The organism is Microbacterium deferens, from assembly GCF_045517775.1.
Taxonomy (GTDB): Bacteria; Actinomycetota; Actinomycetes; order Actinomycetales; family Microbacteriaceae; genus Microbacterium.
In genome coordinates, this window is the sequence record NZ_JBEUWT010000007.1 from 1 (window position 1) to 11815 (window position 11815).

At 69.4% G+C, this 11815-nt stretch carries 14 protein-coding genes; 3 read left to right on the forward strand and 11 right to left on the reverse strand.

Annotated features, from left to right (window positions below):
• Window positions 1–171: 171 nt before the first annotated feature.
• Window positions 172–924, reverse strand: a complete 753-nt coding sequence (locus tag ABTU82_RS16405; RefSeq protein WP_407174402.1) for a gamma-glutamyl-gamma-aminobutyrate hydrolase family protein — start codon at window positions 922–924, stop codon at window positions 172–174.
• 57 nt (window positions 925–981) lie between these two features.
• Here ABTU82_RS16405 and arfB point away from each other — a divergent pair, with 57 nt between their 5' ends.
• Window positions 982–1419, forward strand: a complete 438-nt coding sequence (gene arfB / locus ABTU82_RS16410; RefSeq protein WP_116648922.1) for an alternative ribosome rescue aminoacyl-tRNA hydrolase ArfB — start codon at window positions 982–984, stop codon at window positions 1417–1419.
• Between the two features lie 108 nt (window positions 1420–1527).
• Here arfB and ABTU82_RS16415 read toward each other — a convergent pair whose 3' ends face one another.
• Window positions 1528–1749 carry a PLD nuclease N-terminal domain-containing protein gene (locus ABTU82_RS16415; RefSeq protein WP_116648921.1) on the reverse strand — a complete coding sequence of 74 codons (222 nt, stop codon included), beginning with the start codon at window positions 1747–1749 and terminating at the stop codon, window positions 1528–1530.
• A 187-nt stretch (window positions 1750–1936) separates the two neighbouring features.
• Here ABTU82_RS16415 and ABTU82_RS16420 point away from each other — a divergent pair, with 187 nt between their 5' ends.
• Window positions 1937–2779, forward strand: coding sequence for a universal stress protein (locus ABTU82_RS16420; protein ID WP_407174405.1), 843 nt, complete (start codon window positions 1937–1939; stop codon window positions 2777–2779).
• 32 nt (window positions 2780–2811) lie between these two features.
• On the opposite strand, the gene ABTU82_RS16425 is transcribed toward ABTU82_RS16420, so the two are convergent.
• The 3 genes from ABTU82_RS16425 to ABTU82_RS16435 all read right to left on the reverse strand — a co-directional run bounded on the left by ABTU82_RS16425 (window position 2812) and on the right by ABTU82_RS16435 (window position 5964).
• Window positions 2812–3636 (reverse strand): universal stress protein, encoded by an 825-nt coding sequence (locus ABTU82_RS16425; RefSeq protein WP_407174407.1) that lies wholly within the window; start codon window positions 3634–3636, stop codon window positions 2812–2814.
• A gap of 76 nt (window positions 3637–3712) precedes the next feature.
• On the reverse strand, window positions 3713–4348 hold the full coding sequence (locus ABTU82_RS16430; protein WP_116648894.1) for a response regulator: 636 nt from the start codon (window positions 4346–4348) through the stop codon (window positions 3713–3715).
• Complete coding sequence (locus tag ABTU82_RS16435) at window positions 4345–5964, reverse strand: sensor histidine kinase (protein ID WP_407174409.1); 1620 nt, start codon at window positions 5962–5964, stop codon at window positions 4345–4347. Before ABTU82_RS16435 ends, ABTU82_RS16430 begins: the two co-directional genes overlap by 4 nt.
• 233 nt (window positions 5965–6197) lie before the next feature.
• Here ABTU82_RS16435 and ABTU82_RS16440 point away from each other — a divergent pair, with 233 nt between their 5' ends.
• Window positions 6198–6740, forward strand: coding sequence for a pyridoxamine 5'-phosphate oxidase family protein (locus tag ABTU82_RS16440; RefSeq protein ID WP_116648892.1), 543 nt, complete (start codon window positions 6198–6200; stop codon window positions 6738–6740).
• 3 nt (window positions 6741–6743) lie between these two features.
• Here ABTU82_RS16440 and ABTU82_RS16445 read toward each other — a convergent pair whose 3' ends face one another.
• The 6 genes from ABTU82_RS16445 to adhP form a co-directional block, all read right to left on the reverse strand.
• A complete protein-coding gene (locus ABTU82_RS16445) occupies window positions 6744–7595 on the reverse strand; it encodes a universal stress protein (protein WP_407174412.1) in 852 nt (283 codons plus the stop codon).
• Window positions 7592–7756, reverse strand: coding sequence for a hypothetical protein (locus tag ABTU82_RS16450; protein WP_407174414.1), 165 nt, complete (start codon window positions 7754–7756; stop codon window positions 7592–7594). The genes ABTU82_RS16445 and ABTU82_RS16450 overlap by 4 nt, the downstream gene beginning before the upstream one ends.
• A gap of 13 nt (window positions 7757–7769) precedes the next feature.
• The gene (locus tag ABTU82_RS16455) at window positions 7770–9665 is read right to left on the reverse strand and encodes a heavy metal translocating P-type ATPase (protein ID WP_407174416.1); all 1896 of its coding nucleotides are present in this window, start codon (window positions 9663–9665) and stop codon (window positions 7770–7772) included.
• Window positions 9666–9688: 23 nt separating this feature from the next.
• Window positions 9689–10015 carry a pyridoxamine 5'-phosphate oxidase family protein gene (locus ABTU82_RS16460; protein WP_407174418.1) on the reverse strand — a complete coding sequence of 109 codons (327 nt, stop codon included), beginning with the start codon at window positions 10013–10015 and terminating at the stop codon, window positions 9689–9691.
• Window positions 10016–10128: 113 nt separating this feature from the next.
• Window positions 10129–10608 (reverse strand): hypothetical protein, encoded by a 480-nt coding sequence (locus ABTU82_RS16465; RefSeq protein ID WP_407174420.1) that lies wholly within the window; start codon window positions 10606–10608, stop codon window positions 10129–10131.
• 102 nt (window positions 10609–10710) lie between these two features.
• Window positions 10711–11736 (reverse strand): alcohol dehydrogenase AdhP, encoded by a 1026-nt coding sequence (gene adhP, locus ABTU82_RS16470; protein ID WP_116648889.1) that lies wholly within the window; start codon window positions 11734–11736, stop codon window positions 10711–10713.
• Between the last annotated feature and the right edge of the window lie 79 nt (window positions 11737–11815).

Below are 11815 nucleotides of genomic sequence, written 5' to 3' on the forward strand. Positions count from 1 at the left end.
TGACCGCGGGTCGGGACCCGGCGGCCCGCGTGTTTTCGCGGGCCGCCGGCCGGTCGCGCGCATTCATCCTGAGTTCGGTCGAGAAGGGTGTCCGCAGCATCCAGGGCGCAGCATCCAGGGCGCAGCATCCAGGGCGCAGCATCCAGGGCGACCGGATCCGGGGCGACCGGGTCAGCGCCGACGGCGGGCAGCCATCGCGGCCTCGAGCAGGTCGGCGAGCACGGTGCCGCGCGAGCCGGCTTCCTCCGGATGCCACTGGACGCACCAGAGGGGAGCATCTTCGTGCTCGATCGCCTCGATCGTGCCGTCGGCGGCATGGGCGACGACGCGCAGCCCCTCGCCCGGCCGGTTCACCGCCTGATGGTGAGAGCTGCGAACCTCGAGCTCGGTCGCACCCAGCACACGCGCCAAGACGCTGTCGGCATCGAGGTCGACGCGGTGGTCGATCATGCTGTCGGCAGGATCGGCGGCGTTCGAGTGCCCGCCGCCGTGCAGGTGCTGCACGAGGTCTCCCCCGAGCGCGACGTTCACCAGCTGCATCCCCCGGCAGATGCCGACGAGCGGCACCCGGGTCTCGACGGCTCGCTGCACGACGGCGATCTGCGACCGGTCGGCATCGGGGAAGGTCTGACCGAGGTGAGGCTCATCCGCACGACCCCCGTAGAACGACGGGTCGACGTCCTCCCCGCCGGTGACGATCGCGGCGTCCGCCGCATCCAGCCGCCGGACCATCTCATCGACCGAGGTCTGGGCCGCCGGCACGCGGTCGACGGCGAAGCCGACCGCGTCTGCCGCGGCGATCACGCCCGCAGTGAGTTTCTGTAGCCGACCCTCGAAGGCGGGGTCGACGCGACCCCCATCACCGACGTCGACGACGAGGAGGATAGGACGGGGCGGACTCGTTCGGGCGTTCGCATCGGGCACGTCGACATTGTCACAGACCGGATGCCGGCGAGCGCCCCGCTGTACGAGGATGGACGTATGCCTGTCCCCCATCGTCCGGGCCTCCGGGTCGCGGAGGGTGTCACGATTCCCGAAGCCGAGCTGTCGTGGCGGTTCTCGCGGTCGTCGGGGCCCGGCGGACAGGGCGTCAACACGGCCGACTCCCGGGTCGAGCTCTCGTGGGACGCCGCCGGCTCGAGCGCTCTCTCGACCGTTCAGCGCGATCGACTGCTCGAACGACTGGGCGGTCGTCTGGTCGACGGAGTGCTCACGATCGCCGCATCCGAACATCGCGCGCAGATTCGCAATCGGGATGCTGCGCGCGAACGCCTCGCCGAGATCGTCGCCGACGCCCTGCGTCCGCCGGCTCCGGCCCGGCGTGCGACGAAGCCGAGCCGCGGTGCGAAGGAGCGGCGACTCAAGGCCAAACAGCGGCGGACCGACGTGAAGCAGATGCGTCGGCGACCGATCGACTGACTCGCGCCCCACCCGGGTCAGCGGTCGACGAAGCTCCCCTCGGTCACGCGGGTTCGCCGTCACGGCTCGCCGAGACGATCAGCGCCGCGCGGCTGCACACCCGTCGCGTCACGGGGATGGGCGAGGACTCTCGCGGCCTCCTCGGCGACCGATCACGAACCAGAGGAGGGGGCCGAGCAACGGGAACGCGAGGATCACGAGAACCCACACCGCCTTCTCCAGTCCCGACGCCGCACGGTTGCGCGCAATGCTGACCGCAGCCAGCACGAAGGGGATCAGGAAGACGACCGAGAGGATCATCAGGTGCCATCCGGTAAGTCCGCTGAACATCCTTCGAGACTGCCAGCGCTGGCCACGTCTGGCAACCGCAGCGCCGTGCGGCTTCCACGGTGGGGCCCGGGCGGGCGCCCACCGATGGCTCGAGGCGCATCGACGATCGGGGGACTTTCGTCCCCCGATCGGGAGCCCTCCGCCCGTAGCGTCGAGCCACGGACACGGAGCCTGGAGGGTGATTCCGATGGAGGCCATCGTTCTGGGAGTGGACGGCACCCGCGCATCCGCATCTGCGACGCAGTGGGTCGCCGAGCGGTGCGCGCGCGAGCCGTCTCGGGTGCGGGTCGTGAACGTCATCAGCAACCTGACAGCCGACCGCCACGCGTCGCTGGACCTGCTCGAGAGCGCCGAACGCGTCCTGCGCGACAGGGTCCCCGGTCAAGCCGTCGAGCTGCTCCGAGCCGACGGTGCCGTCACTCGCGCGCTCACGAGACTGAGCGCCGGTGCCGACCTCCTCGTGATCGGCGTCGACCCCGATCATCCCGTGCGGGCAGCCATCGGAGGGTGGGTTCCGGTGCGCATCGTCGCGCACGCGACCGTTCCGGTCTGCGTCGTCCCGGCCGGGTGGACGCAGACCGACGGCGACGTCGTGGTCGGTCTCGCAGACGACACCTCGTCTGACGCCGCCCTCGACCTCGCCGCGCGCGAGGCGTCGGCGATGAAGAAGAAGGTGCACGTCGTGCACGCCTGGGGGCTCCCCGGCGTGGTGGTGGAGTCCTCCGTGATCGAGGAGAGACCCGACCGCGTCGTCGAGGAACATCGAGCGCTTCTGGATGCTGCGGTCCGGTCATTGCAGCGACGATTCAGCGACGTCGACATCGAGAGCGACGTCGTACGCTCCTCCCCCGTGAACGCACTGCTCGGCCACGCGGAGCGGGCGGCCCTGATCGTCATCGGCACGCACCACCAGGGCGTTCTCGCCGGAGGGCTGACCGGGGCCGTCGCCCAAGATCTGCTGTGGCGGGCCCGCTGCCCCGTGCTCATCGTTCCCGAGCAGGCGTCGACCACGGATCGGCCCGACGCCTGACTCACGTCCTGGTGCGCGCCCAGCTCCTCGGCTCAGGGAGCCGCGGGGGGAACCACGCAGATCGGGTCGCCCAATTCCCCCACCAGGTCCCACGCGACCGACCCGAGAAGCCATCCCGTGAGCAGTCCCCGTCGATGCGTGCCGATCACGACGAGCGAGCTGCGCGGGGCCTGCGAGGTGAGGGCTGCTGCCGGGTTGTCCCGCACGAGCGTGGCTTCGACCACGAGCCCGGGGTGCTCCCGCGTCATCGCGGTGACGGCTTCGTCGAGGATCGCCCGGTGGGCGGCGTGCGCTTCTCGCGCAGCAGACCCTATTCCGGCCGGCGTGGATGGCAGAGGGGAGGCCATCAACCAGGAATGGGCGATCCGCAGGGGTTGTCCCTGCGCGAGCGCTTCGACGGCCGCGAACCGCAGCGCGGCGTCGGAGGAACCGTCCGCCGCCAGCCCCACCGTCACCGGCGCGACGCGCGGCGCCCATCCCGCCGGGACGAGCACGACGGGGACCGCGGAGAGGGCGGTCAGCCGCAGCGCAACCGCGCCGGCGAACACCGAACGCGCGCGGGCGTTCGTGTGCATGCCCACCACGAGCAGCTCCGCGCCCTGGGCCGAGCGCGACAGCGTGCCCGGCATCCGTCCGTCGACGATGTCGATGTCGACCGCAGCATCCGGTACCCGCGCCCGCAACCGCTCCGATGCCTCCTCCGCGAAACGCGCGATCACCGGTCTCTCCGCGTGGAACATGTTCGCCACGACGACCAGCACAACGCCCGCCGGACGCGTCGATACCCGTTCGGCCACCCAATCGAGTGCCGAGTCGGCGGCGGCGCTGCCGTCGTAGCCGAGAACGATGTGCCCCATGCTGAAACCCCCCGCTTGTCACTGCGACGGTAGGCCGTGCGCGGGGTGAGGAGCGGGTCGAAGGTCCCCCGTCGGGCTACCGGGTGTCGTCGTATTCGACCCGCAGGAGAGCCGCCTGCGTGCGCGATCCCACACCCAGCTTGCTGAGGAGAGACGACACGTAGTTCTTCACCGTCTTCTCCGCCAGGCCGAGTCGTTCGCCGATCTGCCGGTTCGTCAAGCCGTCTGCGATGAGCGCGAGCACCTGACGCTCGCGCAGCCCGAGCGACCCCATGCGGGGATCGTCGTGAGGCTGTTCGCGCATCTGAGCGGAAGCTCGCTGCGAAGCGACCGCGCTCAACAGGATCTTGCCGCCGGCCACGGCTCGGATGTCGTCGAGAAGGGTCTTCGCGCCGACGCTCTTCAGGAGGTACCCCGCCGCGCCGGCCAGCACCGCGTCGAAGGTGGCGTCGTCGTCATCGTGGGCGGTGAGCATCAGGCACGCGAGCCCGGGCATCGTGGATCGCAGATCCCGGCACAGATCGACTCCGCTGCCATCGGGCAGCCGCACGTCGAGAACGGCGACATCGGGAGCGGCTGCCGGGATCCGGGCGGCCGCCTGCCGAACCGTTCCCGCTTCTCCCACCACTTCCATGTCGCGAGCCGATTCGACCAGGTCCACCACACCGCGACGCACGATCTCATGATCATCGACGACGAACACGCGAATCACGCACCCACCTCGCTCTCGGAGCCGATGAGCACCGACCAGTGCGCGCGTGTTCCCGTCGGTCCGCTCAGGATCTGCAGCGTCCCCCCGTGAGCGACAGCGCGATCCTGCAGATTCTTCAGTCCGCTGCGACGGCTGGTGTCGCCCATCCCCTTGCCGTCGTCGACGACGACGAGCGAGAGGGCGTCGTCGCCGACGGTGACCTCCAGCGAGATGCTGTCGGCATCCGCGTGCCGGATGCTGTTGGAGAGCAGTTCGGTGACCGCTGCGACGAGGTCATCGGCGAGCTGTCCTCCGACGATGTGGTCGACCGGCCCTCCGAACCGTATCGAGGGGGTGCGCAGCAGCGTGCCGGAGGCCGCGGCGACGCTGTCGATGATGCGGTGGCGTACCGACGTGGCGTCTTTCGACGACAACGCGAAGACGATCGTGCGGATCTGGGAGATCGCGAGATCGACGTGGTCTGTCGCCTCCTGTATCTGATGACGGCGAGAACCCTCCGGCAGAGCGGCAGCGACCGACAGCAGCGTCATCTCCGCACCGAACAGCTGCTGGATGACGTGGTCGTGCAGATCGCGAGCGATCCGCGCGCGGTCTTCCGCGAGGATGGTGCGCTGCTGTTCGGCGCGGGCGTCCGCGAGCTCCAGCGCGATACTCGCCTGCAACGCGAGATTGGCGAGGACCTCCGCGTCCACCTCCGAGAACGCCTTCTCCCCGGGAGACCGGGAGACGATGATCGCGCCCCACGAGCGAAGACGAGAGCGCAGCGGCACCGCCACCGACGATCCGGCGGAATCCCTGGCGTTCACCCGCAGAGGATCGTCGGTCGCGCCCTCGGACGCGCGCACCACCACCCGCTCCCCGTCGACGAGAGCGGGCGCCGCGAAGGTCTGCGCCGTCTGCACGCGGGGGTGGATCGTGATCTCGTCGGGGCCGCGCCAGGCGGCCACTCGTGCCTCCCCTTCCGACTCCGACGCCGTCACGATGGCAACCACCGCAGCGCGCGAGACATCGCTGACCCGCCCCGCGATGAGGTCGAAGGCGCCGTGCGGGGGCGTGCTCAGCAGGGCAGACGAGAGCTGGGATGCGGCGGCCATCCAACGCTCCCGCAATCGGGCTTCCTCGAAGAGCCGGGCATTCTGGATGGCGAACCCCGCGGTGGTCGCCAGGGCGTCCAACAGCTCCTCGTCCTCCGCGGAGAACACGCCGCCGCGCCGGTTCGTGAGGTAGAGGTTTCCGAAGACCTCCTCGCGGACCCGCACGGGGACGCCCAGGAAGGAGTCCATCGGCGGGTGGTGAGCAGGAAAGCCGACCGCACGGGCGTCGTCACCGATGTGCGGCATCCTGATGGGCCGCGGATCGGCGAGGAGAGCACCCAGCACACCGCGTCCCCTCGGCAGATGCCCGATGAGCGCCGCAGCATCCTCATCCACCCCGACGTGGATGAACTCATCCAGCGACGTGCCGTCCGGCGAGACGACGCCGATTGCTCCGTACTCGGCGTCCACCAGCTCCACGGCCGCTTCGACGACCCTGGTGAGCACCGTGGGGAGATCGATGTCGCCGACAACCGTCTGCACGGCGTGCAGCAGCGCACGAAGACGACCCTGCGTGGTCATGACGCGCTCCGCCGTCGTCATCAGCACGGCGATCGCTCGGTCCAACTCCCCACGGGGTTCGTCGGGAAACGAAAGCGGTAGAACGCTGTGCATCTCACCCCCTCATCTGCGTTCAATCTAGGGTCCGTCGCCCCTGACCGCTAGGGGGACGACCTCGCCCGAGCGAGGGGACCTTCGGCCCTGACGTTCCCATCCGGTCTCGGGTGCGATGGAAAGCACACAGAGGAGTTCCGATGCCCATCACGCCGTCGACGCCACCGTCGACCCCCGAGACCACCGCACCACTCGTCACCGCTCTGTCGGCGGCCGAATGCTGGGCATTGATCGAGCAGGGCGAGATGGGCCGGATCGCTCTGGTCGACCCCACGGGCGACCCTGAAGTGTTTCCGGTGAACTATCTGAGCCGCAAGCGTATCGTCTACATCCGCACCGCGAACGACAGCAAGCTGCGTCACATCCGCTCCCATCCCGCCGTCGCTCTCGAAATCGACGGGGCGGACGGCGCGCTTCGCTGGAGCGTGCTCGTCCGCGGCATCGCCCGGCAGGTGACGTCGGACGAAGAGCTGCGCGAGAGCGGCGCCGCGTCGTTGCGGACGGCGACTCCGACACCCACGCGCTACGTCATCCGTATCGAACCGACCGCCGTGAGCGGGCGGAGGTTTCGCGAGTCGGATCGCCCGACGCACGACGCACCCGGCCCGCGGGATACTCGCCCCCGCCGGCCGGAGCCGACACGGCCTCACCCCATCCCGCACCTGCCGCCGTTCTCTCGGTGATCGTCACCTGATGACCGCTGTGATGGTCGCGGGGGCCGCGATCATCTCGTGGCTGGTGGACCCGAGAAGAAAACGCGCGATCGCCCCGCGCCCGTGGGTTCCGACCACCACGAGTCGCGCGTGGACGGCGAAACGGTTCAGGACGTCGGCGGCATCACCGCGTTCCACGACGCGTACGACGCGGAGGTCGGGGTAGTCCTCGGGAATTCCGGCGAGAGAGATGGCCTGAGCCTCCTCGGCCAGCGCCTGAAGGTTGTCGAAGTATCCGGCGGGGTACCCGTCGAACTCCACGCTCAGCGGCACAGGTACCCACGTCGTGACCACGGTGAGCGTCTGGCCGTCGCGGTCCGCCTCGGCTGCGCCGAAGGCGATCGCTGCTTCCGACAGGGAGGAGCCATCCGCCCCGACGACGATGCCCTCTCGATCCGAGAGGTCGATGTCGGGAACGACGATGACCGGGCAATGGGCGCCGGCCGCGATGCGCACCCCGTGGGGCCCGCGCCGCAGACCGCTCCCCGGCCCCCGGTAGTCACTGCCGATGACGAGAAGACGAGCTGAGACGGATGCTTCGACGAGACGCTCGACCGGCCTCCCCTGGTAGACGAGGGCCGTCACTGCAACCCCCCGAGCGCGGGCTTCGTGCGTGTAGCGCTCCAATCGTGCGCCCGCCTGCTCCATAGCCCTCTCGAGGACTTCCCCCTCCCCGATGACGCCGAGAGGACCTCCCACCACCGTCACGAGGTGAAGCACGCTGCCGCTTCTCGCGGCGCGCTCGATCGCCCACGAGACCGCTCGTCGCCCCGCGTCTCTGTCGTCGACGTGGTCGGCGACGCCGACCACGATCGTCCCGTTCACGGGGCCACCCGCCCGAGCGACGGCGTCATCTCGGGCGTACGCGAACGGACGTCGGGGTAGGCCGAAGAGGTGTCGGTGGTGATGTTGATGGGTTCCGTCGGAGGGAGGGCCAGATCCGCCGGGCCGATCGGTGCCGGACTCGTGAAGCTGAGTCGATCCACGTCGTTGCTCCTGTCATCTCGTCGTGCGGGAAGGATCCCCCGCATCGATCGTCGCGCCGCCGAGGACGCCTTCTCGGGCCGAAAGTCCCGCGGTCTCTGAGCTCGGTCCGCCCAGGGCGCGGAGGGCGTAGAGGATGGTGGCCACGTCGACGAGTTCCTGGATGAGCGCCCCGGCCACCGCGGGGATGGCACCGGAGGTCGCGATGATCATGAGAGCCGTGCTCAGCCCGATCCCGATCCAGATCGCCGTGATCGCGACCCGTAGGGTGTGCCGGCCGATCGCGACCGCCTCGGCGACCTTCGACAACGAGTCCACCAGCACCACGACGTCTGCAGCGTCGCCGGCGGCTGTCGCGCCGCGCGCTCCCATGGCGACTCCGATGTCGGCGGCGGCCAGCACCGGCGCATCGTTGATGCCGTCGCCCACCATCATCAGCGGGCGTGGAACCATCCGCGCGGCATACTCCACCTTCTGGCCGGGGAGCAGGTCGGAGTGGACGACGTCGATTCCCACCTGACTCGCGATCGCTGCGGCCGTCGATGGACCGTCACCGGTGAGCATGACGATGTTCTCCACCCCGTGGTCGCGCAACCACCCCACCACCTCCGCTGATTCCGGGCGCGCGGGATCGGCGAGCACGAGCACTCCGGCGAAGCGCCCGTCGACCGCGACATACGCGGCCGCCTCCCCGCCGTGAAGGGTGATGGGAACTGTCTCGGGCGCGACTTCCGCCACGTAGCCGGGCTTGCCGACGACCACCTCCCGTCCGCCGATCACCGCGGACACACCCAGAGTGGCCACTTCGTCGGCATGATCGGCAGCCCCCAGTGTCAGACCCCGCTCGCCGGCTGCGCGGCGAATCGTGTCTGCGAAGACGTGCGTGGAGTACTGCTCCGCCGAGGCGGCGAGACGAAGCAACTCCTCGGCGCCGAACGGCGACGCGGGCCGCACCTCCGTCAACCGGGGGCGACCCTGCGTCAACGTACCCGTCTTGTCGAAGGCGGCAGATCGCACCCGGGCCAGCTGCTCGATGACTCCGCCGCCTTTCACGATGACCCCCGTCTTCGCGGATCGCGACAACCCGCCGAGGAAGGCCACCGGGGCGGCGATGAGCAGCGGGCACGGCGTCGCCAGCACAAGCACCTCGGCGAACCGTTCCGGTAGCCCGGAGACGATCCACGCTCCGCCCGCCAGGACGAGGGCCACCGCCGTGAACGGAATGGCGAATCGGTCTGCGAGGCGCACCACCGGGGCCCGGGAGGACTGCGCGCTCTCCACGAGGGCGACGATCTGCTGGTACTGGCTCCCCGCGCTCGTCCGCTCTGCTCGCAGACGCACGGCCCCGGTTCCATTGACGACGCCCGACAGCACGTGGTCCCCCCTGACCCGCGAGACGGGGAGGCTCTCCCCGGTCAGCGACGATTCATCGAAAGTGCCGTCGTCGCTGATCAGAACACCGTCCACGGGGATGATCTCCGACGGGCGGATGAGCAGCGTGTCGCCAACCCGCACGTCGGCGACCGCCACCTCCCGCGTCTCGGCCGAGCCCGCATCATCCGGTCGTGTCAACACGTGAGCACGACGCGGAGAGCGGTCGAGCAGGGAGGTCAGATCACGCTTCGCCCGCCGTGTGGCGTACTGCTCGAGAGCTTGCCCACCCGAGAGCATGAGCACCACGATCAACGATGCGACGTACTCCCCCACGGCCAGGGTCGACACCATCGCGACGACGGCGAGCACATCGAGCCCCACGTGACCGGCGAGGACATCTCGCACCATGCCCACGAGCGTCCACGCGATGAATGCTCCCACCCAGGCCGTCGCCGTCCAGCGCGCGATGTCGTCCCTGCCCATCACCGACAGGACGATGACACCGCCGAGCACGACGGCGGTGCCGCCCAGCGTCATGAGGAGGATACGCCGGGGGCGGGTCACGGCGCGTGCACCAGTGAGAACACTCGACCCGATACCGCGCGCGGAGTGATCCGCACCCACCGGTCCTTGACCTCGGGAGCCCACGATTGCAGACCACGTCGCTCGAGCGCCTCGATCTCCGCGGACCTCTCGATCTCGGCGGCATCGCCCTTGACGACCACGCTGAACGCCTCGTCGCGGTCGAAGCCGTCCACCTCGAAGGCCACCGAGCGGTGGATCGTCACTTCCAGCAGCTTCGTGCCCGGCGAGGTGCGGAAGACGATCGCTCGTTCGACCACGAGGTGGTTGACCGGATAGATGTCGATCTCCTCCGCAACGCTCACGGCAATGCGCCCATACGGTGCATCGGCGAGGACCTGCCAGCACTCCTCTTCCGAGAGGGGGCGCGTCACACCCGGTTCATCGACGTCGTGAGCCATCATCGCGGGTCCGCTCCTCACCGGGTCGGCGTGGCGGACACCACCGCGCTATCGCCGGCCGACGCTCGCCCCACATCGATCAGACCTCGCCGCGGGAGCCAGCTGACGACGCCGAGCAGCGCGAGAACAAGCACCAGCTGCACCGTGCCCGTCGTGAAATACAGGAACTGCAACCAGGACGTGCCACGGATCACCCCGGTCTCCACGAAGATCCAGATGAGCATCCCGAGGCCGGCTACCGCCGACCAGAACAAACCCGACTCCCGACGCGTCAGCAGAAGCGTGGCCGCGAGAGCCTGCGTTCCACCGACGACGACCATAAGAATGACACCCGGCCACACGAAGGAGACGAAAGGGCCGTCGGCGAGGAACGAACCGGGCATGCCCATTCCGTCCGTTGCGAGGATGAGGATCCCGCCGACGATCGCCGTCAGCGCTTGGAACAGAGCGAGGGCGATCGACGACCACAGAATGATGGATCGCAGGCGCGCATGCATGTCAGGAACTCCTCATCGATCGTTGGGGTGAGAATGCCGACAATCCGCTCAGGACGACGAGTCGGGTCGAGGACCGACCTGCGCGCACGCCCCGTGGGGCGGTCATTGCACTCGTCCTGAGTACTCGAAGACGAGTCGAGCGAGCACCTTGCCGGAGAGGACCTCTGAGATCGCGTCATTGACCTGGTCGAGGCTGCGCGGCTCCGCGATGATCCTCGTGCGCCCCGCCGCATGCAGGGCGAACACCTCCGCGAGGTCCTGCCGCGTACCCACGATCGACCCGATGATCGAGATCCCCTTCAGCACCGTCTCGAAGATCGGCACCGTCATCTCCTGATCGGCCGGAAGCGCGACGCAGATGAGGCGCCCGCCGCGACTGAGCGAGGCGAACGCCTGCTCGAACACCCTCGGGGACGCTGCGAGAACGATCGCGACATCGGCGCCGCCGAGCTGCTGGATGGCGGCGACGGGGTCGACGTTCGCGGCGTTCACGACGTGCTCGGCGCCGAGTTCTCGGGCGAGGTCCAGCTTGGCGTCGTCGACATCGATGGCGACGACTGAGCCGCCCATGATGCGCCCGTATTGCACGGCGAGGTGTCCGAGGCCACCGACACCGAACACCGCGACCTTCTCCGTGGGCACGATGTGCGCGACTTTGAGCGCCTTGTAGGTGGTGACACCCGCGCACGTCAGCGGGGCGGCGTCGACCGACGAGATCCCGTCCGGGACGGGCACGGCGAAGCGCGCGCTGGCGATCGCATATTCGGCGAAGGCGCCGTCCATGGAGTACCCGGTGTTCTGCTGCGACTCGCAGAGCGTCTCTCGCCCGTCGATGCAGTAGCGGCACTCGCCGCACGCGTACCCGAGCCAAGGCAGCGCGACCCGCTCCCCGACGGCCCGGCCGGTCACCCCGTCGCCGAGCGCCTCGACGATCCCGACGCCCTCGTGTCCGGGAACGAACGGCGGGCTGGGCTTGACCGGCCAGTCGCCGTGGGCGGCGTGAATGTCGGTGTGGCAGAGACCGCACGTCTCCAATCGCACCAGGATCTGGCCCGGTCCCGGCTCGGGGATCGCACGCTGCTGGATCTGCAGGGGTTCGGTGAACGAGATGACGACGGCGGCTTTCACGGCTGCTCCTTCGGACGATCGCGGGAGTGCCCCGCTCGAGGATGGGACCGGCGGCCCCTACGCTCATCCGACTTTCGTC